Origin of the sequence: Actinocorallia herbida (assembly GCF_003751225.1) — a bacterium.
GTDB lineage: Bacteria > Actinomycetota > Actinomycetes > Streptosporangiales > Streptosporangiaceae > Actinocorallia > Actinocorallia herbida.
Genome location: NZ_RJKE01000001.1, coordinates 5,037,669 through 5,062,352, shown reverse-complemented (window position 1 = coordinate 5,062,352; position 24,684 = coordinate 5,037,669). Strand labels below are relative to the sequence as shown.

Sequence of the window (24,684 nt, the reverse complement as noted above, 5' to 3'; positions counted from 1 at the left end):
AAGGACGCTCCTTGCATTTGGAGGACAACCCGACTCCTCTATTCAATGACTTTCGGCTTCCCTTGCCGCCGACCAGCCATCGGACCAGATGCAGCAGGACTGCTTGGCCTGCCAAATATCGGGCTCCATTCATCGACGAGACATGCGCTTGACCCGGGCCATCGGCGTCAGGGCCGCTGAATCGGCGCAGCGGGCTGCGTCGGCTTCTCACCGAAAGTGATCTTCGGAAGATCACGTGCGAGATTGGTCGTCGCCCGCTCGGTGATTTCGGTTGGACGGTGTCCAATCCTTTTCTTGCCCGGGTGGATCTTCGCGTGTGTGAATCTGCGGAACGGCACGATGAAGAGAAAGGGAGCCGTTGTCCGAGAAAGAGCTTGTCCGGTCCTACCGGGGCAAAAAGTACATTTCCACCACGATGGTGCGGCATGACGGGACGGCGGTGGCGTTCGCGATGGACGCCGACCGCAGGATCTACTACAGCGTCCTGAACCTGGACCTGGGGAGCGAGGAGCGGGGGGCGCTGGACGTCGCCTACTGGAACGACGACCCGGTGCCGCTGCCGTTCCCCGCGGAGATCGCGGACTGCGACCCGCGGGTCACCGAGGTGCGGACGATGCCGGTGGTCCGCAAGCGCAGCCGGGCGGAGACGCGGCCGGAGCTGCTGCTGCCGGGCGACGCGGACCCGTTCCTGTCGACGACGGCCCGCCTGACCGCGGACGTGCCGATCCAGGTCGTGTCCGACGGCCGGTACCTCCTGGTGTTCCGGCAGTCGATCGCCGACGGCCACGCCGACGCCGTGTACCGCGTGCGGGGCGGCGGCCTGTCGGGGGACGCGGGGCGGGCGGACCTGGAACTGCCGGGCGGCGCGAAGTCTCCGGCGGTCGACGCGTCGCTGCTGGTCGACCGGTACGTGCTGGTCGGGTCGGAGCTGAAGCCCGTCGTCGAGGTGCGGTACCAGCGCAGCCGCGACAAGACCGTCCCCGCGTCCGGCGGCGACACGCTCGGTACCCGGGACATGCACGGCGAGCAGTTCTTCGAGCCGACGCTGCGCCTGTCGTTCGCGCCGAAGCTGGCCAAGGGCGCGTTCTGCGCCCTCATCCTGCCCACGATCGTGTCCGGCGCGTCGCGCTGGCAGCTCTTCGCGCACAACGCGGCGACCGGGCGGATCGAGTCGTTCAACCTGGACCGGACCTCCGACGGCCTGTTCGATCTGGTCGGCACCCAGCTCTACACCAGCCCGGACCCGCGGTTCGCCGGATCGGTGCTGGAGCGGGAGCAGGGCATCGACCCCAACACCCAGCGGCCCATGGTCCCGGTCGTCGCAGCCACCGACCGGGCGAGCACCGCACTGCGGTTCGCCGGCTCCTCCCGCGTGCTGATCGGCGCGCCGGCCAAGGCGCTCGCGGACACCGGGCGGTACACCGTCGAGGCGTGGGTGCGGCCGGCCGCGTACGGCGGCGTGATCCTCGCAAGTGAAAAGGAGCGGGACACAGACGGCTTCCAGCTGTCCCTGGATGCCCAGGGCAAGCTGAAGGCGGCCCAGGACGGGCAGACCTGGTCGCTGACCGGCACGGCGGTCGTGGCCAAGGACGTCTTCAGCCATGTGGCGGCGGTCTTCGACGGCACGAAGCTGGAGCTGTTCCTCAACGGCGCCTCCCAGGGCTCCCTCGCGCGGGCCGCGGTGCCCAAGCCGGGCGGGAGGCTGGTGCTGGCCGCCCGCCTGGACACCGCCGGCGCCCAGGCCCAGGGATTCAGCGGAGACATCGACGAGGTGCGGATCTGGAGCACGGCCCGCACCCCGACCGACCTCGCCGACCGGGGCCGCCGCCTGACCGGCATCGAGAGCGGCCTGGTCGCCTACTACCGGTTCGACGAGGGCGCCGGAACCTCCCTGGCCGACCAGACGGCCAACCTGCGGACCGCGTCGCACCTGGGCTCCGACCCGGTGTGGGTGACCTCGGACGCCCCGGTCGGTGACGGCCCCGGCCTGGCGCGCGACACGTTCGCGATCAAGGGCAGGACCGTCGTGACCGGCCTGTCCGCGCTCCTGTACCACCAGCAGGAGCCCATGGTCACCGGCTACGGCGGCGCGCCCACCCAGGAGAAGAGGCAGGCGCGGGTGCTGCTGGCCTTCGCCACCTCCGGGCCGGCCCCCGCGGGCGGGGACGCGGCCCGCTCGTACGTGTCGACCGTCGACTTCGCCGTGGGCACCGACGGGCGGCTGTCTGCCGTGCCGGACACGATCGACCTCGCCCCGATCGGCCTGCCGGACCCGACGTCGGGGCTGGAGCGGATCAGCGCCGCGCAGGACGCGGTGGCCTCCGCCCAGATCGCGCTGGACGCCGACCGGGCCCTGGCCGACCAGGAGCCGGCGATGGCCCAACGCCTCGCCGAGATCTACTTCGGACTCTACGACGTCAGGGCCATGTACGGACTCCCCCACCAGGGCTATCTGTACCTGGTCGCGTACAACCAGTTCTGCATCTATGCCGACTGGTGGACCCGTGAGCGCGAGCGCCTGCTCCGGGCGGAGCTGGCCGTCGTCGAGCCGAGCGTGGCGAACATGCGGGCCGCCCAGCAGCGGGCCACCACGAACCAGGCGGCGTTGACCGCCGCGCAGAACAACCTGTCGACGCTGTCGGGCGGCATGCTCGGCGACACCGAGCCGGTCCTGCCCATGCCCGTCGTCTCCAGCGACCGCAGCGGGCTGAGCACCTTCGGCGCGCTGCTGACGTTCGCCTGGACCGCGGAGACCCCGTCGCTGCTCGACAGCGCCAACGGCGACGTCGCCCTGTACTTCCGCGGCGGAGACGGCCAGTTCTTCTCCGCCTACTACGCCACCTCGGTCTCCCGCGCGGGCAAGCGCATCACCCTGACCGACGGCACCCTGGAACTGGCGGGCCGGGATCCCGCGGTGAACACCGCCGACATCAAGGTCACGGTGTCGGCCGGAGCCACCTCCGACACCTGCAAGATCGTCGTGGCGCGCGGCACCGTCTCCGAGACCTTCCCCGGCGTGCCGCGACGCGCCGACCTGGCGGCCGCCGTCCTCAGCGGGGACCTGCCCGCGGGGACGGTGATCGGCGCGGTGAAGTCGGTCGCGGACCGCACGGTCACGCTGGCCGCGCCGCTGGCCGGGCCGCTGGCCGCCGGGACCGCGGTGCGGATCGGCGACCGCGCCCGCACCGTGTCCGCCGCCGCGGCCTCGGGCGCCACCACGTTCACGGTGTCCGTCGGCTCCCTCGACGTCGCGGCCGGCAGCGAGATCCGCACGCTCGCCTACGACTTCGCCCTCGCCACCTGCACCGTCCCCGGGGTGTCGCTGTCGAGCGGCTCGAAGATCGTCGGCGCGTCCGCAGGCAAGGCGGTGGCCGCCGTGCCCGACGGCGTCGCCGCCGACGCCGCGCCCGCGCTCACCCCGCGGTGGCGCGGCGCCTCCCCGGGCCGGTCGCTGGCCTTCACCGGCGGCCAGTCCCTCGCGCTGCCCGCCGCCTCCCTGCCCAAGGCCGCCGCCGACGGCGACCTGACGATCGAGGCGTGGGCCAGGCCGACCGCCACGACCGGCCGGTCCAGGATCCTGCACGCCAACGGCCCCTCCTCCGGCTACGGGCTGGGGCTGGAGGGCACCCCGGTCAGCAGCGCGCTGTCGTTCAACGGAACGACCGGGGACGCGGTGAAGTGCGCGACCGCCTTCGCCCTGGGCACCGGATTCACCATCGAGTTCTGGATGAGGCCGACCGCGGTCTCCCGCACCAACCACGCGTTCGGCCACGGCACCGAGAACTCCACGTCCTCCTTCGTCGTCGGCCTCACCTCCGCCAACCGGTTCACCGTCGGCGACTCCACGAGCGGATACCTCCTCACCTCCGCCGCCTACACCGACCAGGACTGGCACCACTGGGCGGTCGTCCAGGAGGCCGGCACCAACAAGCGCTTCATCTACCGCGACGGCGTCAAGGTCGCCGAGGACACCCCGGCCACGGGATACTCCGGCACCGGCGTGATCTACCTGGGAGCGAACGCCTTCGGCTCGGCGATGCAGGGCGAACTGGACGAGGTCCGCGTCTGGAACCGGGCGAGGACCCAGACGGAGATCGACGCCTACCGCCGCCGCCGGGCGAGCGGCCGGGAGCCCGGCCTCACCGCCTACTGGAACTTCGCGAACCTGTCGGCGGCCGACCGTACCGGGAACGGCAACGACGGGAGGCTCGCCGCCGGCCGGGTCCTGGCCACGTCCGGGCTGACCGGCTACCGGCTCATCGGGTCCGTGGGCGACCAGTACGTGCGCAGCGTGGACGCCTTCACCGCCGGCGACTGGTCCCACCTCGCGCTGACCTTCCAGCAGGCGTGGGCGATGAGGCTGGACGGCGCCTCCTACATCGACTGCGGCGGCGCCGACGGCCTCGACCTGGTCGACGACCTGACCATCGAGGCGAACATCCGCGTCGACGACATCGGCCCCGTCCAGGGCCTGGTCGGCAAGGGGACCTTCGGCTCCGGCAAGCCCGGGAGCGTGCCGTACTCCCTCTACGTCAACAACGACGGCCAGATCGGCTTCGCCTTCGAGACCGGATCGGGAAGCAAGGCCGAGACCAGGACGTTCCTGTCCGGCACCAAGATCACCGCCGGCGCGTTCACCAAGGTCGCCGTCACCCGCCGCACCAACGAGAACCGGCCCAACGACGGGCGTTCGGGCATCACCGAGATCCGCTTCTACATCAACGGCGTGGCCGCGAACGCCCACGACTACACCGGGACCAAGCCCGTCGGCAATGACGCGAACGCAGAGCTGGGCCGCCGGCTCGTCGGGGCCGCCGAGTTCGGGCTCAGGGGAGTGCTGTCGGAGGCGCGGATCTGGAACACCGCCCGGGAGGCCAAGCAGATCGGCGCCGCCATCACCGCCAAGGCCGACGGCCTCCTCGCGTGGTGGACGTTCCCGGAGACCGAGGGCGGCACCACCGCGGACGCCTGCGACACCTACCCCGGACGGCTGTGGGGCGCGACCCGCACCCGCACCCCCGACCCGGCGGCCAGCACCTTCACCTTCTACCAGAACGGCACCCCGTCGGCCGCCGTCCTCACCGCCCCCGGGGACCCGTTCGCCGCCGCCGGGCGCGGCGCCGACCAGTTCACGGTCGGCGCGTTCAAGAAGACCGACGGCACAGCTGCCGAGCCCTTCACCGGAGAGATGGACGAACTCAGGGTGTGGCGCACGGCGCGGACCCAGGAGCAGGTGCTCGACAACCTCTTCGGCCGGCTCCGCGGCAGGCGCGAGGACCTCATCGCCTACTACCCCTTCGACGGCGCCTCGACCACGGCCGGCGCGCTGGTCCGCGACGACGGGCTGATCGGCAACGACCTCACCCCGTCGACGCCCCCGCCCACGCCGGTGCTGTGCACCGCGCCGATCTCCCAGGACATCGCGGAGGTCCGCTCGGCGCTCACCGGGATCGCGACCCGGTTCAACTCCCTGGTCTCCGCGGTCCCGGCCGCGACCGAGTACGCCGACGTCCAGCGGCTCCCGCACGGCGGCGTGACCGGGGTGATGAAGCGTTCCTACACCTACGTGCGCGGTGGCGCCTGGCACCTGCACACCGGCTACAAGGTCGGCGACCTGACCACCACCTGGGTCGGGCAGGCCCAGTTCGACCCGCAGCTCGTCGGCTACATCGAGGGCGCGCCTCCGGTCCCGTCGGAGAACCTCATCCACGACGGGTCCGACGACCCCACCCAGTACGGTGAGAGCACCTCGGTCGAGTTCGTGCAGGCCGACAGCGTCTCCAACACCCTGTCCTCCGACCACGAGACCAGCGTGGACATGTCCGCCAAGGCCAAGTTCACCACCTCCGTCGCCGGCGACGAGTACATGATCAAGATGGTGCCGCCGATCCCGATCGTCGGCGTCGCCACACCGGTCGTCTCCTGGCAGATCGACCACGAGGTCACCGCGGAGCTCGGCTTCTCCAACGGCTGGAGCAACGGCGTCTCGGTGACGCAGGGCACCGACACCACCCGCAGCAGCAAGGTGTCCCTCGCCGGGAACTACGAGCCCGCCGAGACGGCCAAGCAGGTCAACGCCGCCGCCGGACGCCGGTGGGTGCCCGCCAACACCGGGTTCGCCGTCGTCCAGTCCGACACCGCCGACGTGTACGCGCTGCGGCTGGAGCACAACCAGGCCCTCGTCGCCTACCGGATGCTCCCCAGCCCCGACATCCCCCGCGACTGGAACCTCATCCCCTTCCCCATCAACCCCCGCTACACCAAGCAGGGAACCCTCGACGGCCTCATCGGCTTCGGCGCGCCCAAGGCCGACGGGACCGCCGACGCCTTCCGCGACCCGAGCTTCCCCACCGCCGGCGACGGAGGCGAGTACAGCTACCTGCGCGTCCGCGAGGCCTACCAGCTCAAGCGGCGGATCGAGCGGGAGCAGCAGCAGCTCCAGGGCTACTACGACTCCGTCTCCACCGAGACCGGCGTCCCCGACCCCGTCCAGGCCCAGGCCGACCGGGTGCGCGCCTCGATGACGGGCGGCCCCGGCGGCGCGCCGGACGCCGGCGACCGCAACCGGGAGGCCGGGCGCCGCGCCAACAGCGCGGCCGCACGCCGCAACCTCGCCAACACCTACGTGTGGACCGCCGCCGGAGGGTTCTTCGCCGAGACCACCGGGACCGTCGACCAGGTCACCGAGACCACCGGCGGCTCCTACAGCGTCAACGGCAGCCTCACCGCCGGCGGCATGTACGGCAGCAGCGCCTGGGCGTTCGGCTTCAAGGCCGGCTGGGAGGTCAGCCTGGGCGGCGGATACAGCGTCACCCGCAGCAAGTCCAAGGACGCCACCCGCTCCTTCAGCCTCGACGTCTCCTGCGCCCCCGAGAGCGACCTGCAGAAGACCGTCAACGGCGTCCCGCAGTTCGACGCGAACAACAAGCCGGTCCTCACCCCGGGACGCGTCGACGCCTACCGGTTCATGACCTTCTACCTCGACACCAGCAAGGACAACTTCGAGGACTTCTACGGCAAGGTCGTCGACCCCGACTGGCTGCGCACCGACACCTCCGCCAACGCCCGCGCCCTCCAGGCCACCCGCCAGACCGCCCAGAAACCCCCCTGCTGGCGCATCCTGCACCGCGTCACCTTCGTCAGCCGCGTCCTGCCGCCCGTCTCCTCCAACGCCCCGGCCAGCCTCACCAAGGCCATGCTCGCCCTCGGCATGAACAGCCACAACGACCTCGCCGAACGCCTCAAGCCCTACCTCGGCGCCGACACCGGCACCCGCACCGCACTCACCGCCGCCCTCGATACCGCCGTCCGCGCCAACTTCCCCACCCTCACCCCCTACCTCGAAGAACTCAAGACCTTCTTCACCCGCTACTACGACATCACCACCTGACCAACCGCTCCCAGCCTGAACCCCGGGCCAGGAGCCGACCGAACCAAGCAGAACAGCACCACCAACGAGCGCGCCGCCCTCGCCAGGGCTGGCGCGCTCACCGCTTCAGAAACCCGCGCACCACCACCGCGGACACGACCCACATCGACAACAACGCCGAACGGCAAATCCCGCCAACTGAAGCGCTAAATCCGCCAACTGGAGTGCTCAGTCACACTGGCGCAGGTGGTGGTGGTCGACCGGCTGCTGGGGGCGCTGCGGGCCAAGGCGTTGCAACTGGTGATCGGATACGATCCCCGGCCGCCGTTCGACAGCGGGTCGCCCGCCACCGCCTCGGCCTCCACGCTGCGCCTGGCCGGCCGGATGCTCCTGGGCGATGCCCCCTGCACCGTTCGCCGCGCCCCGGCGCACCTCCTGAACCGGAGCCTGCGCGGCCCCTTGCGCATCCCCCGCGTCGACCCGGACCGACCGGTCCGGCCTCGGCCGAGACCGGGCGACCGCCGGCACGTGCCGATCGGCGAAGACCGACCGTGGTGCGGTCCCGCCCGCTTCCGCATGGCGGACGTCCCGGCTCCCGGCCCGCCCGTCCGGATCACGGGCCCCAATCCTCGCGGTACCGGATGTGGATCTCGCGTGCGTCGCCGAGGACGCCGTCGTTGGGGTGGAGCGCGGTGCAGAAGTGCGGATGGTCCGGGTGGACGGGGACGTGGCCGGGTCCCTCGTGGGCGACGTCGAGGAAGTGCCGGGCCGTCTCCCTGAACACCTTGGCGCTGCCGGTCATGAACAGGGTCTCGGCGTGGAGGTGCTGGTGGAAGAGGTCCCGGTTCTCCCGGTGGTGCCGTGCCGCGTGGTCGACCACGGCGTCGCTTTCGAGTGCCGAGCCGGGCAGCGTCACGGTCCGCGGGCGGCCCGGGCCGAGGCGGCCGCGGACCTCCTTCCAACGGGCCGGCGCGAACTGCAGCGAGTGATGGACGAGCACGAGATCGAGCCTGTGTGCGGCGTCCTCCGGCAGCGGACGGGAAGGCGGCCGGTTGCCGCGCATCGGCAGGTGGATCAGCGCGCGCGGTGACGTGGCGGCGAGGGCCCAGAGGCCGCCGAGCCGGAGTGCGGCGTCCCGGTCGAGGTGAACGTCGAGGTACCGGTCGCGATCGATGAGCACCGCGTGGGACGGCGGCCGGGCAGGACGGATGACCTTGAACTCCGTCGCTCCGAGGCGCGCGCGGTGGACGGTGATGGGCAGTCTCATCGGTTCTCCGAGACACGTGGGCTGACGTCAGGGGCGGAGGCGGCCCCGTCCTCAGGTGCGGATCGTCTCGTTTCGGATCTCTGTGGCGCGGGGTGGGCCGGGCCCCGCATACTTGATACCGGCTCGGGGGAGTCGGCTCTTGAGGTTCGGGGGCGTTAGTGGGTCCTGTGGCGCAGCGCGTGGTGGGGGCGGTCGGGACGGTCGCGGTGGCGGCGGTGGTGAACGTCGGGACGACGTTCCTCACGGACGGCGCCCTGGTGTGGTGGGTCTCCGGCGGCGCGCTCCTGCTCGTCGGCGTCCTCGTCCAGTGGTTCCTGCCCGTCGGCGAGGGGCGCGATCCCGGGGGCTCGCGGCGGGCGGGGGGCTCCCAGTACGTTCGCGGGAACAAGGCGGGCGGCTCGATCCGCGTCACGATGACCGGTACCGGTGAGCAGCGGGTCTCGGGCAACGAGGCACAGGGCGAGGTGACCGTGCGCCAGGGCGCGGATCCGCCGCCGGAGCGCGACCGCGATGGCTGACCGCTGGAGGCGGCGCCGCGGCGGGCGGGTCTTCCAGATCGTGCTCTGGTCCCGGGTCCGGGGCGACCTCACGCTCAACGCGGCGACCGATCCGGCCGGACGGCCGATCGAGTCCGACCCGGTGGTCTCCAGGGACCGCTTCCACGGCAGGTCCGCCGAGTTGAAGGCCGTCGCGCGTGTCCTGCGGCCGAGCAGGCGGACACCGGAGGCGATCAGGGTCGTCGTCCTGGACGGCCTCGGCGGCGCCGGCAAGTCGACGCTCATGAACGAGGCGGACGCCAGGTTCCGCGGCTCGTTCGAGGCGGTCGTCCGGTTCGACCTGAAAGGCTCGACGGCCGAGCCGGTCGCCCCCGGGGAACTGCTCGCGGAACTGTGCGGCCGCCTCCACGTCCCGGCCGCCGAGGGCGGCGACGAGGCGCGCTACCGGCGGGCGATCGCGGGCCGCCGCCTGCTCGTCCTGCTGGACGACGCCGCGGACGCCGCCCAGATCCGGCCCCTCACCGGCGTCTCCAGCGACAGCGTCCTCCTCGTCACGAGCCGGACCGAACTGCCCGGTCTGCGCGCCGCCACGCACGTGGCGGTCCGCTCCTTCCCCGAACGCGAGGCGCTCGGCCTGCTCGCCCGGGCCCTCGACCCGCCGGACGGAGCGGACGGCGCCCCGACCGGCGCCGCGCGGGTCGCCGCGGAACGGCAGGCGGCGACGGCGATCGTCCGCCGCTGCGGCTGCTTCCCGCTCGCGGTCCACCTGGTCGTCGCGACGGCCTTCGGCCGCTCCCGGGCCGATGTCTCCCTGGCCGAACTGGACGCCGACCTGGCCGAGCACGGACTCGACCTCATGGCCTCCCGGGAGGATCCGGGCAGGTCGATCCGCGCGATCTTCACCGCCGGGTACGGCCGCCTGACGCCGGGACTCCAGCGCATGTTCCGGCTCCTCGCGTCCGACCTGCGCGACGTCAGGCCCGCGGACGCCGCCGCGCTGGCCGGCGTGCCGGAGCGCGAGGCCGCCGAGATGCTGCGCGATCTGCACGCCCGCCACCTCGTGGAGCAGCCGGCCGACGCGTCCTACCGGCTGCACGATCTGCTGTGGGAGTTCGCGAACGAACTGCGCGTCCCCGAGGAGGCCGCCGAGTCCGCGGCGCGGCTGCGCGCCCTGCGCCTGCGGGAACTCGACGCCGTGCTCGACGCCGACACGCTCGCCGGCGTCGGCGACGTCACGCGAGCCGCGTCGGCCGAGGCCGCCCGTCCCGAGGCCGACGACACCTGGCGCTTCATTACGAGACTCGCCGAACTGTACGAGATGACCGAGTTTCCCGAGGACTTCCCGCGGCTGCTCGAGCAGGCCGTCGCTTCGGCCGAGGCCGCGGGCCCCGAGGCCGTCGCGGAACTCCGCATCGCCGAAGCCCGCTGCCACGCCCACCGTGGGGACTGGCCCGAAGCCCTGGCCGTCCTCCCCGAATCCCCGCGCTCCCTGGCCCTGCGCGCGCGTGCCCACCTGGCCTTGGGCGACCCGGCCGAAGCGCTGCGGACCGCCCGCCTTTCCCCGGTCCCTGCCGGTCTCCTGGTGGAGGCCGAAGCCCTCGCGGCGCTGGGCGACCTCGCGGCGGCCGAGACGCTCCTCCGCCCGCTGTCCGCCCCCCGCGCCGGGCCCGCGCGGGCCCGCCCGCCGGTGGACGTCCTCGCCGCACCGTCCGACGGCCACGCCGTCACGGCCGATGCCCGCCCGCCGGTGGACCGCCGCACCGCACCGGTCGACGGCCGGGCGCGGGAGGCCGACTCGCCGCCGCGCTCGGACGGTGGCCCACCGGGCGTCGGGCTCGCGGCGGCGGCTCGGCCGGTGGAGCGGGTGCGGGCGTTGATCGCGCTGGCCGGGGTGCTGCGCGCCGGCGCGCGGGCGGACGAGGCCCGGCGGACATTCGAGGAGGCCGCGGCACGGGCCGAGGCGATCGGCGATCGGCGCGGACGGTTCGTCGCGCTCGTCGGGCTCGCCCGCTCGGATGGGCTGTCGCGCGGGGCGGCGCTCGCCGTGCTGCGGCGGGCCGGCGACGTGTACGGGCGGCCTTGGCGGGCGCCCACCCGGGACGTCGTCGCGGTCGACGCGGTGCTGACCGCGGCGGACCTCCTGCTGGCGCACGGGCAGATCGGCGACGCCGAACGGATGGCCGGACTGGTCCGGGGAGCGGAGACCGCCGGGTTCACGGCGCGGTGGGAGGAAGGGGTCGCGGCGCGGGCGCTCGCGGTCGGCCTCCCCGGGTACGCGCTCGACCGCCTGGAGACCGTGGTGGCGGAGACGCCGGTCGCGCCGCGGACGGCGTCGCTGCTCGTTCGTGCCCACACCGGCGCGGAGGAGTACGAGAGCGCCGCCGCGTGGGCCGAGTACGCCGTCCGGGAAGGCGGGCCGGAGCACGCCCCGGACCGGTGGACGAAGGCGGCCTGGGCCGGGTCGGTCCGGGCGCGCGCAACGGTCCGGCGGCGGCTGGGCCCGCGGTGGCCCGACTGGGTCTCGCTCTGGCTCGGGCTGCTCATCTGCGCGGTCGTCACGGTGAGCCTCACCGCCCGTGACACGCCGGATGTGAAGGCGTCCCCGCTGTCCGGGGTGACCGTCCTGCTGGCGTGCGCCTTCGGCGCTCTGGTCGCCGCCAAGTCGCGGCCGGAACGGGCCGGGACGCTCCTGGGCTACCTGGCGCCGGTGCTCGGCGCGACCGGCACCGTGCTCCTGACCTCGGACGCCGTCAGGGCGCGCGGCGACGTAGGGACGCTGGCGGGCTACGGGATCGCCGGAGCCGCCCTGCTCGTCGCCCTCTGGCGGGGCCCGCGCGGCGTCCCCTGGCCGTCGGCGTCGCTCGTCGTCCTGATCCCCGCCTACACCGAAGGGCCGGCGCCGCTCCTCGAACCGGTGGGCCCCGGCACGTGGGACGCGGTCGGCGGCGTGCTGCTGTGCCTCGGCGCGGCCTTCCCGTTCCTGGCGGCGGTCCGGCATCCGTCCGCCTACCGGCTGAATCTCCGGCTCGCCCTGGCACTCGCGGCACCGGTGGGCGGGATCACGGCCGCGATGCTCTGGGCGGGGCTGGGGCGGCAGATGAACATGCTGTCACCCGGCCACCCCGGCGCGGACTGGAGGTACGCGTCCGCCGCGGCGGGCGTCGCGGCGGTCTGCCTGGCCGCCGGGACGATCGGGCCGCCCGCGCTCGCGAGCGGGATGCTCAGGGGCGTCGCCTGGTTCCTGGGGATCAACGCCGGCCTGCTGGGTCTGGTCCTGCCACCGGCCGACGCGCCGAACGCCTTCCTGCACCCGATCGCGAACCTCCAGTTCTGGTGGGGAAGGGAGCCCTGGCCGTGGCTCCTGCCGCTGCTCGCGATGCTCCTCGCCGTCGCGCTGTACCTCTGCGGGGACTTCTCCGCGAATCCCGCCCACCTGCAGAACCCCGCGTTCGGCGGCGACTCCTCCGACCGTTCGCGCAGGGCGCGCCGGTCGCGGCTGCGGGTGGCGGCGTCGCGCGGGCTCGTCCTCCTCGCCGCGGCCGGCGTCGGCGCCTATCTCCTCGACCCCGCCGCGGAGGACGCGCTGAGCGGGCTGGTCTTCGCACCGATCTTCTTTTCGCTCCTGGCCGCGCTGGTCCATCCCGATGTCAGGGTCGCCGCGCTCGTGCCCCGCCGTCCGCGCGGTTCCTCCGGCACCGCCTCGCACCTGCTCCAGCGGCTGGCCGCGGTGCGCTGGCATACCTTCGGAGGCATCGCCGCGGTGGGCTACGCCCTGTTCAGCGCCGTGAGGGTCGCGCTGCGCCTCCCCGCGGACGACTGGGCGGTGCCCGCCGCAGAGACGGTGGCCGCACTCGGCGCCGCGGGCGTCCTGCTCCTGTGGTCCCGCACCGGACACCGGACCCTGGGTCACCTGTCCAACGCCTTCGCCGCCCTGTTCATCGGCGGCGTCCTGGGCGGCCTCCTGCTCGAAGGCGAGGTGGCCAGGGCGGCCTTCGTCGTCGTGGTGGCCATCGGCGCCGTCGTGGCAGAACGCCTGTACCGGCGCCATCGCCCCTGACCCGCGCGAGGGCCGGTCACCCGCACGAGGCAGGCCGGGTCGCGGCTCGGGGGAAGGGCTCACCCGGAGATGATCCGGCGTGCCTTGGCGAGGTTGGCGATCAGGTCGGCGCGGGTCTGGTGCTCGTGCGCGATCCACGCGGGTTGACCGGGACCGCTGCGCCACGACTCGCTGAGCGGGCTGTTGTCGGCGGTGTCGAATCCGAACCGGTCGTACAGGCGTGTGACGAGTTCCACGGCTTCGGGGAAATCGCTCGAGGCCGACAGGGCGAGGCGGCCGGGGGCGCCCGCCGGCTTGCCCGCGGTGGTGATGCGGGGGGCTTGGATGTGGGTGAAGGCCTTGACGACCTTGGATCGTGGGAGGTGCTCTTGGCGCAGCTCGTGAACCGTCTTCGCACCGGAGTCGATGACCGGGAAATGGCCATCGCGCCAGGCCATGTAGTTGTTCGTGTCGAGCACGATCTTGCCCGCCAGTTCGTTCGCGGGCATGTCGTTGACCATCTTCAGCGGGACCGCCACGACGACGAACTCACCGGCTGCGGCGGCTCCGGCGGCGGTCGCGGCGCGCGCTGACGGGCCGAGCCCGGCGATGAGGTCCCGCAAGGTCTCGGGTCCGCGTGAATTGGCGATGACGACGTCGTAGCCGACCGCGATCGCCGCACGCGCGATCTGGCTGCCGACCTCACCTGCGCCGATGATGCCGATCACCGTCATGGGTCTTTACCTCGATCTCTCAGTGGACTTGCCGGTCGGCCGGGCTCGCCCGTCCGGGCGAGCCCGGCCGACCGGGGGCCGCCATCCTCGCCGGATGCGCGGCCATGGACTCAGATCTGGTTCAGGCCGCCGTCGACGTAAAGGCTCGAACCGGTGATGAAGCTGCTCTGGTCGGAGGCGAGGAAGGCCACGGCGGCGGCGATCTCCTCCGGGCGCCCGAGCCGGCCCAGCGGCACCTGTGCGGCCAGATGCCGTCTGAGGCCGGCGGCCTGCTCCGGGTCGGGCGCGAGTCCCGACAGGCCAGGGGTGTCGGTCGGGCCGGGCGTGATGGTGTTGACCCGGATGCCGCGCCCCTTGAGCTCGTTGGCCCAGGTCCGGGCGAACGAGCGGGTGGCGGCCTTGGTCGCCGCGTACACGCCGAACGCCTCCGCCCCGACGTCCACGTTGGTGGAGCCGTTCAGGATGACCGAGGCGCCGTCGTTGAGCAGCGGCAGCGCCTTCTGGACGGTGAACAGCGTGCCCCGGACGTTGATCCCGAACAGGGCGTCGAAGTGCTCCTCGGTGGCCTGTTCGAGCGGCACGAACGCGGCGACGGAGGCATTGGCGAACAGTACGTCCAAGCCAGATCCCCGGCTGCGGATCGTCTCGTAGAGGCGGTCCAGGTCGGCCGGGTCGGAGATATCGCCGGTCACCGCGGTGGCCGCCCCCGCACCGATCACTTCGACGGCCGCGTCGAGTTCGGTCTTGCGCCTGCCGGTGATGAACACCTGCGCGCCCTCGGCCGCCAGCCTCACGGCACTGGCCAGGCCGATCCCGGAGCCGCCTCCGGTGACGAGAGCGGTCTTGCCCTCAAGTAGTCCCACGTGAACGACCTCCGTCAACTTCCGCATCGATCGATGCGGAACTCGGACGGTAGCACTTCTGCATCGATCGATGCGAAAGAGGTAGGCTGCGGGGGTGGCGACCAAACAGAGCGGCATCATCGGCCGACCCCGGGGATTCGACGCCGACGAGGCTCTTGAGCGCGCCATGCTGGTCTTCTGGGAGCACGGCTACGAGGGCGCCAGCCTGGCCGGCCTGACCGGCGCGATGGGCATCTCCACCACCAGCATGTACGCGGCCTTCGGCAACAAGGAGGAGCTGTTCCGCAAGGTCCTGGAGCGGTACACCGAAGGCCCGAGCGCTTACCTGGCCCGGGCCCTGGAGGAGCCGACCGCCCTCGGCGTCGCCACCGGCATCCTGGCCGGCACCGTCCGGACCACCACCCGACCGGCCCATCCCCACGGGTGCCTGGGCGTCCAGAGCGCCCTGGCCACCGGGGACTCCGGGGATGCAGTCCGCGACCTTCTCGCGGCCTGGCGCAACGACGGCTGCTCCCGCGTCCGGGAGCGGTTCCAGCGAGCCGTCGACGAAGGCGAACTGCCTCCGGGCACCGATCCGGGACTCCTCGCCCGCTACGTCACCACCTTGGCCTTCGGTATCGCCGTCCAAGCCGCGAGCGGGGTCGGCCGCGACGAACTCCAGGAGATGGCCGACGCCGCTCTGCGGACCTGGCCGCTCTCCTGAGAGTCGCCGGTCGCCGTCAGTTCGGCCTCCTCGGTGAGGGAGCCCATGCCTTGGACACCGATCTGGACATGCATTTCAAGTGAGAATTCGGCTCCGCTCTTGCGGCGGAACGCCACCGGGGGAGACGGGTCAGAGCCAGCGGTTGGTGGTGATGTGGTCGGACCCGTTCCACTGGTTCTCGCCGGAGGCGTACAGGCGGTCGGAGCCCGGGAGGTGGACGACCCGGTAGTGGGCCTCGGCGACGCCGCCCACCGTCTCCCAGACGCCGTCCTCGAAGCGGACGATCGTGCCCTTGTTCTGCAGGTAGCCTCCGGTCGGCAGGACGGGGACCATGCGGCTGATCCGGTTGACGCCCCAGATCCGGCCGGCCTCGTCGACGACCACCTGGCCTGCCGCGTCGGGCATCGCCGGGTAGGCGGTCCACGCCGAGCCGTCCCAGTGGAGTATGCCCCCCTCCCCGTCGCGGATCTTGAGGCTGATCCAGCGTCCGTCGGAGTCGGGAACCCCGACGGCCCAGGAGAGGGACGCACCGTCGAACGGCGCCGGGTACGGGGTGAGCCGCCAGGCCGAGCCGTCCCAGATCTGCAGGCCGGCCGGGGTCGCCGCCCATGGGCCGTCCGCGGCGAAGTGGACCGTATGCCCGTTGGCGCCGGCCGGTCGCGGGATCTGCCGCCAGGAGGCGCCGTCCCAGTGCCAGATGTCGTCGGAGGAGTGCACCCAGGCGTCGTCGGGGGCGTAGGACTCCAGGCGGGTGACCGTCGACGGGAACCGCGTCGAGGACGTCCAGGACGTGCCGTCCCAGCGGGAGAGACGACGGCACCGCCATGACCAGCGCCAGCGCCCCGGACACCACTGCTTTCCTCTTCCACATGCGCCCGACTATGGCGGAACCCCTCAGCCCCTTTCATGATCCGGCCGCACGAAATTCCGCGGGGCCGTCAGAGAATCCGCTCGACGGCCGGCGCCTTCCTGTACAGCCCCCGCCCGGAGCCCCGAGAGGATTCCGAAATTGCGCCTCCCCCGGGATCGGGGAATGGTCCGACTTCTCAAGAAGAGATCCACGAACGGCGCCGAAGCAGGCCCGCTCCCGCGAAATGAGAATCGTCATGGAGAACCACAAGACCGAGGCGGTGGGCCTGGCCGAAGCCGGCCCCGGCACGACCGGGGATCAGGCCTTGAGCGAGGCCCAGAACTCCTCGAAGGAGACCACGCCGTCGCCGTCGGTGTCCTTCTTGTCGAAGATGGCCCGGACGGTGTCCTCGGGGAACTCGCCCAGTTTGGCCATCACCTCGCGGTATTCGGCGAGGCTGATCTGGCCGTCGCCGTCCTTGTCGAGCCGGTCGAACTGAAGGCGCGCCCTCGCCTTACGGTCCTCAATGTCGGACATGCATGCCTCGCCTCGTCGTCCGGTCGCCGACCGGCAGGCGCCGGCCGCCGACCACATTCTGCCGGTGGGGGCGGGCTCTGGATAGGGGCGGGAGACGGAACGTGGCGAGGGCGCTCACAGGGCCTCGGCCTCCATCTTGGTGTCGTCCTGCGGCGGTTCGGGGGGCGGTGTCCTGCGCTCGGTCGCGATCAGGAGGAGGGCCGGGAGGGTGGCGCCGACGGCGATGCCGACCACCCACCAGAACGCGATGCCGAAGGCGTCGGCCTGGGCGGCGGGGGTGGCGGCGGAGCTGAGGTGGGATTGCAGGACCACGGCGAACGCCGCGGTGGCGGCGGAGCCGCCGAGGCGCTGGCCCACGTTGAGCTGGACGGTCGCGTCGCCGATCTTCGGCGGGGAGACGGCCCGGTAGGCGGCGGTGACCGCGGGGATCGCGCAGAGCCCGACGCCGAAGCCGCGGACCACCATCATGACGCCGATGAGCGGGTAGGAGGTGTCGTCGCCGAGGAAGGTGAACGGCACCGAGCCCGCGATGCCGAGGACCCCGCCGATCAGCGCGGCCCTGCCGCTGCCGATCCGGTCGGTGAGCTTGGCCCCCGCGAGCATCGCGACGGCCACGCCCACGCCCTGCGGGATGAGCAGCAGGCCCGTGGTGACGGCGTCCTCGTGCCGGACGATCTGGAAGTACAGCGGCATCAGGATGACGGCGCCGAAGACCGCCGCGCCGAGACAGAAGTTGGTGAGCGACGCGGCCGCGTACATCGGGTCCTTGAACAGCCGGACGTCCATGAGCGGCTTGGTCGCCCGCAGCTGGTGGAAGACGAATCCGGCGAGCAGGACGGCGCCGGTCGAGACCGCCCAGAGCGTGGTGCCGGTGAGCTCGCCCTCGGCGCCGATCTCGGCGAGGCCGTACGTCACCGCGACGCTGCCGCCGGTGAGGAGGGCCACGCCGGGGAAGTCGAGGCCGCCGGTCTGCCCGCGGGCGTCCCAGCCGAGCAGCCTGACCGCCAGCAGGATGGTGAGCAGGGCGAACGGCACGTTGAGGTAGAACACCCACTGCCAGCCCGCGTGATCGAGGATCAGGCCGCCGGCGGTCGGGCCGATCACCGGCGCCATGATCGTGGGCACGCCCGTCACGCCCATGACCTTGGCCATCTGCTCGGGCCGGGCCGCGCGCATCGTGATCATCGTGCCGATGGGGACGAGCAGGCCGCCCGACAGGCCCTGCAGGGCGCGCGCGGCGATGAGGACCTCGACGGAGCCCGCCAGGCCGCACAGGAGCGAGGCCAGCGCGAAGACCGCCAGGCCCGCGACGTAGACCTGGACGGCGCCGAACCGGTGCGCCGCCCAGCCGGAGATCGGGATGGCGGCGGCCATCGCCAGCAGGTAGGCCGTGATGACCCACTGGATCGTGGCGAGGCCGGCGTGCAGCTCGTGGGTGAGCGTGTCCAGTGCGACGTTGACGATCGTCGATTCCAGGAAGGCCATGAACGCGCCGAGCGTGGTGACCGCGATCGCCCTGGTGAGCGCGGGTGAGAATCCCGGTCCGGTGGTGGGGGGTGGCGCGCCGTTCTCGATAGCTGACACGGTGGGTCTCTTTCCGGGTGGAGAGAAGGCTCCCGTAGTATGCGGAGCAGTGCTCCGCAAGCATATGGAGCACTGCTCCGCTTTAGCAAGGGTGGGTTTGGCATGGTCGGGCACCAGGAGGATTCGACGCTGCGCGCCGACGCGCGCCGCAACCGGGACGCGCTGGTCGAGGTGGCGCGCCGGGTGATCGCGGAGGAGGGGACGGACGCCTCCCTGCGTGACGTCGCGCGCCGCGCAGGTGTCGGCATCGGCACCCTCTACCGGCACTTCCCGACCCGCGAGGCACTGCTGGAGGCTGTGGTCAGGGACGGCTTCGACGCGCTGCGCGACCTCGCCGACCGGCTGCTGGAAGAGGAACCCTCGCCCCGCGCGGCGCTGGCCGTCTGGCTGCGGCGGTTCTCGGCGAACTCCGGCGCCTGCCGGGGCCTGTCGGGGTCGGTCCTGTCCGGCCTGGGCGATCCGGCCTCCGAGCTCCACGCGTCCTCCGAGGCGATGCACCTCGCCGCGACCCGGCTCCTGGCCAGGGCCCAGGAGGCGGGCGAGGTCCGCGCCGACGTCACGCCCACCGACCTCATCACGATGTCCGCGGCCGCGGGCTGGGTCGCCCAGATCAGCGGTGCGGAGCAGTCCCACCGCATGCTCGACGTCATCATGGACGGCCTCGCGCCCACCCCCTGAGGCGTCCCGACCCCGCGTCTTGATTCCCAGGTCAGCGTCCGCGGCCGGTAGGGTTCTGGCATGTCTTGGATGCCGCCTGCCGTCGCCGATCTGTCCGCCGAGGTTCAAGAGAACCTGGGAGTCGCCCCCGTCACCGAGCAGGTCGGTTCCGACGTCTGGCGGATGACGATCGAGAACGACCGCGTGAAGAACGTCATCGACTTCAAGCGGACCTCGGGGTCTCGCTGGATCTGGAAGAAGTCGATCCTCCTCGTCGACGGCGAGCCCTACCCGCCCCGCGACACCCACGCGGAGTTCTACGACCTGTTCCTCAACACCGACGAGGCCCTCGAACGCGCCGCCTCCGAGGAATCCGCCGACCACGACCACGACCACGGTCATGGCCACGGCCACGGGCACGGCCACTGATCGGACCACATCCCACCTGATCCGTCCCGCTTCGCGCTCCTCGGCGCGAGACGGAGCCGTCCGCCAGGGTCAGGTGGATTTCGCGCAGGGGATCATCGGCATCACCATGAGTGATGCTCCCGGAGGCGCGGCGCACCCGCCTTGACCCGATCTGCCGCTGCCGGCGGTGGTGCTCTCTGGCGCGCTCACCACCGCGGTCATCGCGATCCTTGCGGCGCTCTACTTCAGCACCAGCGCGGACTCCGCCTCGCTGGTGCTGGGGTCGCTCTCCCCCCGCGGCTCGCTGACTCCCCCGGGGACCCGCCGCGCCGTCCCCACCGGGGCATGTCCCCGGGCTCCGTCCGCCGCGCCGGCGCAGAGAACGAGGGCTGGAAGGGCGACCGGGCGGCGCCGATGCGCGGCGGACGTGCCGGCATCCGGTCGTCGGGGGAGGCCGCCGTCCGGCGGGTGCCCGTGCCGGTGGGGTCACCGGCACAGGCGGGTGCGGGTTCAGACCCGTCGGGGTCGGGTGGGGCCAGGGGTCAGAGGCCGGGGCCGGTGAAGGTGTACTGGCCGCTGACGTTGATCGTGGCGGGGCAGAGGCCGCTGAGGATGCCGCTGCCGGAGATCTTGCTGATGGAGGCGCCCGAGAAGGTGACGGCGATCGAGCCGCCGCTGAAGGAGCCGGCGGTGCCGGCGAGGGTGCCGCCGTAGAGGCAGTTGACGAGGCCCGTCACCTTGGCGCGCACCTGGAAGCCGGTGAACGAGGAGGCGGCGTTCGGGGTGAGGTTGCCGCCCCAGGGGGTGCCCTCGGGGGTGACGGTGAGGCCGGAGACGCCGTCGGCGGTGCAGCCGCTGATCGCGGCCGTGCTGACGACGAGGTTGGCGTTGCTCGCGTTGGTGCTGCCGCTGAGGGTGGAGGTGGTGCAGACCGCGTTGGCCAGGGAGACCGTCAGGGGCTGGGTGAGGGTGGCCGAGACGGAACCGCCCGTCCAGGGGGCGGCGCTGGCCGAGGTGGCCGTCAGGGCGACGGCGGCCGCGGCGGCCGCGGCGACCGCGGCGAGTTCGGTGATTCGGGACATGGGTCTCCTCTTTCGGGAGCGGGCGTGTGAGAGACGCCCTGGGGTGGGAGCCGGCCCGGCAAGGCCGGTGAAAGGACGGCGCGGCGGCACGGCCGCGCCGGGGGGTCCATCCCGCCGGGGTCGGGTGGGCGGCGGTGGATCCGCGACTTCGGACGGCGGTCGCTGTCGGGACGGCCGCGCCGGTCTTTCCTCTCTATCCTTTCAATGATGTGAAGTCTCTTAATGAAAGGTAACAAAGCGCACCGCGCAGTCAAGATCAACAAGGCCCCGCCCTCCCGTCTGATACGGCCAAATCCGGCCGAACCGGACAAATGGCAAACGCCGGGGCCGTTCCCGTGGATCTGGAACGGCCCCGACCGGGTACTCGTGTGGCCGTTAGGAGGCGAAGGACTGCTCGAGGCGGGGGATCAGGTCCTGAAGGTCCTGTTCCCAGCAGTAGGCGTTGTGGCCGCCGTTGCACTGGGTGCCCCAGCCCGCGCCGTCGCCGTAGTTGACGTAGTAGTAGGGCAGGTTCAGCGCGTCGAGGCGGGCCTTGACGTTCTTGGCCGCGCCGGCCACCCAGAACTCGAGGTCGACGGGGGAGCCCCCGCCGTCACCGGTGTAGATGGAGATGCCCATGCCGGCGAGCCGGTCCATGTGCTGGGACGGGTCCACCTCGTTCCACCGTCGGTCCCGGTTGAAGATCGGGTAGGGCGAGCCGAACAAAGCGTCGCTGTCCACGCCCGGCGCGAAGCCCTGGTCCGGGCTGCAGGTGCCGGACGACGAGGCGCACATCGCGCCCAGTGCGTCGGTGACGGAGGCCACGACGGCCAGTCGCAGGTCCATGGAGTTGACCGACAGGTCGATGTCGCCGGACAGGGACGCGGTCTGGCTGAACAGGTCGGGGCGGGCCTGGGCGTAGTGCAGGGCCCCGAACCCGCCCATGGAGATGCCGGCGATGGCCCTGGACTGCTTGGCGGCGATGGTCCGCAGGTTCGCGTCGATGAACGGGATCACCTGGTTGAGGTGGAAGTTCTCCCAGTTCTGGGCGCCGAGCGCGGTGTTCTGGTTGAGCCAGTTGGCGTACCAGCCCTTGGCGCCGCCGTCCGGGATGACGGTGATCATCTCGTCCGACGTGTACAGCGCCGGGTAGTTCTGGTTGATCGGGTCGTCGGGCGCGCCGTGCAGGAAGTAGAGCACCGGGTAGCGCCGCTCCGGCTGGTCGTGGTAGCCGCCGGGCAGGATGATCTTGATGTGCTGCTCGCCCTTGACCTGCGGCGTGGTCACGGTGAGATAGAAGTCGGTGGCGCTTCCCGTCGGCGTGCCGACCTGGGTCAGGCCGAAGCCGTTCGCCATCGCGGGCGGAGCGGTGTCGTCGGCGGACACCGCCGTGCCCGCCGTCGCGGTCATCGCCAGCGCGGCGACCGCAGAGGCGGCCAGCACACGCCACCGGTTCGCTCTGATCTGCACGGAGTTCTCCCTCGTTGAGTCTCGTCTTGTACGGCGCACACTCAGTCCAGGACCTTGGTCACCAGGACGGGCGAGGCCGCGATCTGCGCCTCGGTGTAGCGCTCGGTCACCCACTGGCCCGCCGAGAACAACCGGGTCTGGTCGGCGTAGTGCGGTGAGGTGGAGTCCGTCGACTGCGAGTAGGCCAGGACGGAGTACGACTCCGGCGGGCCGTCCGCGGTGAACCGCGTCTGCTGGATGAAACTGGAGCCGAAGACGACGTCGAGCTTGCCGTCGACCTGCCCTCCGTTGATCACGTTCAGCACGCCGAGTTCCCCGGGCGCGCCGTGGATCGGGATCTGCGCGCCGTTGCGGGTGACCGTCTGGACGGCCGACAGCGGCGCGTTCAACGGGATGCCCGCCTTGCGCAGCGCGATGACGGCGCGGCCGAAGGCGTCGCGGACGGCCGAGTTGCCGGAGTCCAGCGAGTTGGGCGTGTGCACCGGGTCGGCCGGGTCGAACGGAACCCGCCACGGCAGCTTCTCGACGCCCTGGCCGCCGAGCAGGTTGCTCCAGTAGTTCGCGAACAGCACGGAACCCCGGCTGGTCAGCGAGAAGTCGTGGTCGGTCCAGGCGGCCAGGATCGGGCACGCCTCGCTCACGTTGACCAGGGTGGCGTCCACCAGGATGAGCCCGAAGGGCTGGCTCTGGCACATCGTCACCGTGGCGTTGAGCGCCAGGTCGGCGGCCCTGCTGTTGTCGGCGAACAGCAGCTTGCCCATGTTCTCCGGGGTGAAGCCCCGGCCGGGCAGGCCGTCGGTTCCGTTGATCCGCTTCTGCGCGGTCAGGATCAGCTCCTGGGTGCGCAGCGACCTGGGGGCCGCCGTGTCGCCCATCACCCGCGGGTAGGACAGCGGCTGCGCGGGGTTGGCCAGCCACGGGCTGTCGTTGGCGTTGCCCGCGAAGTCGGTCCGGATCAGCCGGGGCTGCGCGGCAGGGTCGAGCAGTCCGGGCGCGACCGCGTTCGGGTCGTTCGGCCAGTCGCACGCGCTGCGCTTGCCGTCGAGGATGGAGATCGGCGGCACGATCGGCAGCCGCAGCTCCTTGTTGAACAGCAGTTTGCCCGTCTCGGTGAGGCAGGACTGCGCGTGCGCGTCGGTGATGTTCGGGACGGCCTGGATGTCGGCGTAGAGCGCCTTGCCCTGACGGTCGGTGGCGATGGTGTTGAAGAAGGGGACGCCCTGGGTCGTCTCCAGCACGTCCACCACATCGTCGACGTCCGTGGCCTGGTCGAGGCCGAACCAGGTGTTCAGCGCGCGCAGGTTGCCCAGGTTCGGGTCGCGCACCACGTGCGCGCTGACCAGCCACGGCAGCGGGAAGCCCTGGATCGAGGTGGTGACCGGGCCGTAGCGGGTGGACCACAGCGTCCTGGTGACCTGGCCGATGGAGCCGTTGGCGTTCAGCACGTCGACCGAGACCGCCTGCGAGGTCATCTCCTCCCAGGCGCCGTCGACCAGGTAACGCGTCGGGTTGTACGGGTCCACCTCCACGTCGAACAGCCCGAAGGGGGCCACGGTGGCCACCGTATGGCTCCAGGCCACGTTGTCGTTGTGCCCGATGTTCACCGCGGGGAGCCCGAGCAGGCCGGCCCCGGAGACGTTGAGCTCGCCCGGGATCGTCAGGTGGGTCTGCCACATGCGGTTCTTGCCCTGCCACGGGAAGTGCGGGTTGGCCAGCAGCATGCCGGTGCCGCCGGACACGCCCTGCGCGCCGACCGCCAGCGCGTTGCTCCCCATGCCCTGCTGACGGGCCGCCGCGATCGCGTCGCCGATCTTCTTCGCGCTCGTCTTCGGGTCCACGGCGGCCGCGGAGGTCGCCGCCGCGGACGCCGCCGATTTCGGCGGAGGCTGGGCGCTCACCTGGCCTTCCAGCAACGGGTCCGCGGCGCCCATGATGATCTCGGCGTGGGCGTGCCGGTAGACGTCGAGCTCGGTGATCGGCCGCACCCAGGCCGCCCCGCGGCAGGCCGGGTCGGAGATGCCGGCCGCGCCCGTCTCGGCCAGGTACCTGTTGTACCCCTGCACGAAGCCGCGGACCGTCTCCTTGACCTTCGGCGCGGGGCCGTGCGGCGCGGGCAGGTCGAGCTGCTGCTCCACCACGTGGCTGTCGTTGATCCGCTGGAAGTACAGGTCGCTGTTGAGGTTGGTGGTGCTGTTCTGGCTCTGGCCGGGGCTCGCCTTCCCGGTGGGCCCGAGATAGCGGGATCTCTGGGCGTTGACCATCAGATAGGTGTCGGCCAGGGCGCAGATGTTGTCCTTGGCGGCGGCGTACCCGTAGCCCGTGCCGAGACCCTCCCAGTCCTTGGCGATGATGTGCGGGATGCCGTACTCGGTGTAGCGGATCGTCGGCTTGTCCGGCCCCTCGTCGGCGGCCGCCGACCCGGTCGCCGCCGTCATGCCCAGTACGGCCGCCGCGGCGACGAAGACCGCCATCGGCAGTCTCGCTCTGTGTCTCCTCCGCACGATCGAGCCATCCTTTCCCTGCGGTGCAGGTCCGCTCCGGATGCGGCCGCGCGAGACGAAGGCCGACGGCGATGCGATGCCGCCGCCCGTCCCGGGCCGCGCTGAGATCAGGGAACCGCCGGGCCGCGCGGGTGTCACTCCGGAGCG

General features: G+C 72.0%; 15 protein-coding genes. 6 read left to right on the top strand and 9 right to left on the bottom strand.

Features of this window, described 5'->3' with window-relative positions:
- Positions 1-415: 415 nt before the first annotated feature.
- Positions 416-7,390 carry a laminin G domain-containing protein gene (locus EDD29_RS23100; RefSeq protein ID WP_148086060.1) on the top strand — a complete coding sequence of 2,325 codons (6,975 nt, stop codon included), beginning with the start codon at positions 416-418 and terminating at the stop codon, positions 7,388-7,390.
- A 592-nt stretch (positions 7,391-7,982) separates the two neighbouring features.
- On the opposite strand, the gene EDD29_RS23095 is transcribed toward EDD29_RS23100, so the two are convergent.
- A complete protein-coding gene (locus tag EDD29_RS23095; protein ID WP_123666421.1) occupies positions 7,983-8,636 on the bottom strand; it encodes a hypothetical protein in 654 nt (217 codons plus the stop codon).
- 167 nt (positions 8,637-8,803) lie between these two features.
- Between EDD29_RS23095 and EDD29_RS23090 the strand changes: the two genes are divergently transcribed.
- Both EDD29_RS23090 and EDD29_RS23085 read left to right on the top strand, forming a co-directional pair.
- Positions 8,804-9,154, top strand: coding sequence for a hypothetical protein (locus EDD29_RS23090; protein ID WP_123666420.1), 351 nt, complete (start codon positions 8,804-8,806; stop codon positions 9,152-9,154).
- The gene (locus EDD29_RS23085) at positions 9,147-13,190 is read left to right on the top strand and encodes an NB-ARC domain-containing protein (RefSeq protein WP_123666419.1); all 4,044 of its coding nucleotides are present in this window, start codon (positions 9,147-9,149) and stop codon (positions 13,188-13,190) included. The genes EDD29_RS23090 and EDD29_RS23085 overlap by 8 nt, the downstream gene beginning before the upstream one ends.
- 59 nt (positions 13,191-13,249) lie before the next feature.
- Here EDD29_RS23085 and EDD29_RS23080 read toward each other — a convergent pair whose 3' ends face one another.
- Complete coding sequence (locus EDD29_RS23080; RefSeq protein WP_123666418.1) at positions 13,250-13,903, bottom strand: NADPH-dependent F420 reductase; 654 nt, start codon at positions 13,901-13,903, stop codon at positions 13,250-13,252.
- Between the two features lie 110 nt (positions 13,904-14,013).
- Positions 14,014-14,766 (bottom strand): SDR family oxidoreductase, encoded by a 753-nt coding sequence (locus tag EDD29_RS23075; RefSeq protein WP_123666417.1) that lies wholly within the window; start codon positions 14,764-14,766, stop codon positions 14,014-14,016.
- A gap of 94 nt (positions 14,767-14,860) precedes the next feature.
- On the opposite strand from EDD29_RS23075, the gene EDD29_RS23070 reads away from it, so the two are divergent.
- Positions 14,861-15,469, top strand: a complete 609-nt coding sequence (locus EDD29_RS23070; RefSeq protein ID WP_123666416.1) for a TetR/AcrR family transcriptional regulator — start codon at positions 14,861-14,863, stop codon at positions 15,467-15,469.
- A gap of 129 nt (positions 15,470-15,598) precedes the next feature.
- Here EDD29_RS23070 and EDD29_RS23065 read toward each other — a convergent pair whose 3' ends face one another.
- From EDD29_RS23065 to EDD29_RS23055, 3 genes are all read right to left on the bottom strand, one after another.
- Entirely contained in the window at positions 15,599-16,186 is a 588-nt protein-coding gene (locus EDD29_RS23065; RefSeq protein WP_123666415.1) for a hypothetical protein, read from the bottom strand.
- 451 nt (positions 16,187-16,637) lie between these two features.
- The gene (locus EDD29_RS23060) at positions 16,638-16,856 is read right to left on the bottom strand and encodes an EF-hand domain-containing protein (RefSeq protein ID WP_123666414.1); all 219 of its coding nucleotides are present in this window, start codon (positions 16,854-16,856) and stop codon (positions 16,638-16,640) included.
- Positions 16,857-16,970: 114 nt separating this feature from the next.
- A complete protein-coding gene (locus EDD29_RS23055; protein WP_123666413.1) occupies positions 16,971-18,440 on the bottom strand; it encodes an MDR family MFS transporter in 1,470 nt (489 codons plus the stop codon).
- A 102-nt stretch (positions 18,441-18,542) separates the two neighbouring features.
- Here EDD29_RS23055 and EDD29_RS23050 point away from each other — a divergent pair, with 102 nt between their 5' ends.
- Entirely contained in the window at positions 18,543-19,118 is a 576-nt protein-coding gene (locus EDD29_RS23050) for a TetR/AcrR family transcriptional regulator (protein WP_123666412.1), read from the top strand.
- 60 nt (positions 19,119-19,178) lie between these two features.
- On the top strand, positions 19,179-19,526 hold the full coding sequence (locus EDD29_RS23045) for a hypothetical protein (RefSeq protein ID WP_148086059.1): 348 nt from the start codon (positions 19,179-19,181) through the stop codon (positions 19,524-19,526).
- Positions 19,527-20,047: 521 nt separating this feature from the next.
- Here the strand turns inward: EDD29_RS23045 and EDD29_RS23035 are convergent.
- The 3 genes from EDD29_RS23035 to EDD29_RS23025 all read right to left on the bottom strand — a co-directional run bounded on the left by EDD29_RS23035 (position 20,048) and on the right by EDD29_RS23025 (position 24,507).
- Complete coding sequence (locus EDD29_RS23035; protein WP_123666410.1) at positions 20,048-20,587, bottom strand: hypothetical protein; 540 nt, start codon at positions 20,585-20,587, stop codon at positions 20,048-20,050.
- A 375-nt stretch (positions 20,588-20,962) separates the two neighbouring features.
- Positions 20,963-22,036 (bottom strand): alpha/beta hydrolase, encoded by a 1,074-nt coding sequence (locus tag EDD29_RS23030; RefSeq protein WP_123666409.1) that lies wholly within the window; start codon positions 22,034-22,036, stop codon positions 20,963-20,965.
- A 41-nt stretch (positions 22,037-22,077) separates the two neighbouring features.
- Positions 22,078-24,507, bottom strand: a complete 2,430-nt coding sequence (locus EDD29_RS23025; protein ID WP_211359849.1) for a penicillin acylase family protein — start codon at positions 24,505-24,507, stop codon at positions 22,078-22,080.
- Between the last annotated feature and the right edge of the window lie 177 nt (positions 24,508-24,684).

What these genes read in the sequence shown, in the direction of transcription:
- EDD29_RS23100 (WP_148086060.1), top strand. Translation starts at nt 416, where the DNA reads ATGGTGCGGCATGACGGGACGGCGGTGGCGTTCGCGATGGACGCCGAC.
- EDD29_RS23095 (WP_123666421.1), bottom strand. Translation starts at nt 8,636, where the DNA reads ATGAGACTGCCCATCACCGTCCACCGCGCGCGCCTCGGAGCGACGGAG.
- EDD29_RS23085 (WP_123666419.1), top strand. Translation starts at nt 9,147, where the DNA reads ATGGCTGACCGCTGGAGGCGGCGCCGCGGCGGGCGGGTCTTCCAGATC.
- EDD29_RS23080 (WP_123666418.1), bottom strand. Translation starts at nt 13,903, where the DNA reads ATGACGGTGATCGGCATCATCGGCGCAGGTGAGGTCGGCAGCCAGATC.
- EDD29_RS23060 (WP_123666414.1), bottom strand. Translation starts at nt 16,856, where the DNA reads ATGTCCGACATTGAGGACCGTAAGGCGAGGGCGCGCCTTCAGTTCGAC.
- EDD29_RS23050 (WP_123666412.1), top strand. Translation starts at nt 18,543, where the DNA reads ATGGTCGGGCACCAGGAGGATTCGACGCTGCGCGCCGACGCGCGCCGC.
- EDD29_RS23045 (WP_148086059.1), top strand. Translation starts at nt 19,179, where the DNA reads ATGTCTTGGATGCCGCCTGCCGTCGCCGATCTGTCCGCCGAGGTTCAA.
- EDD29_RS23035 (WP_123666410.1), bottom strand. Translation starts at nt 20,587, where the DNA reads ATGTCCCGAATCACCGAACTCGCCGCGGTCGCCGCGGCCGCCGCGGCC.
- EDD29_RS23025 (WP_211359849.1), bottom strand. Translation starts at nt 24,507, where the DNA reads ATGGCGGTCTTCGTCGCCGCGGCGGCCGTACTGGGCATGACGGCGGCG.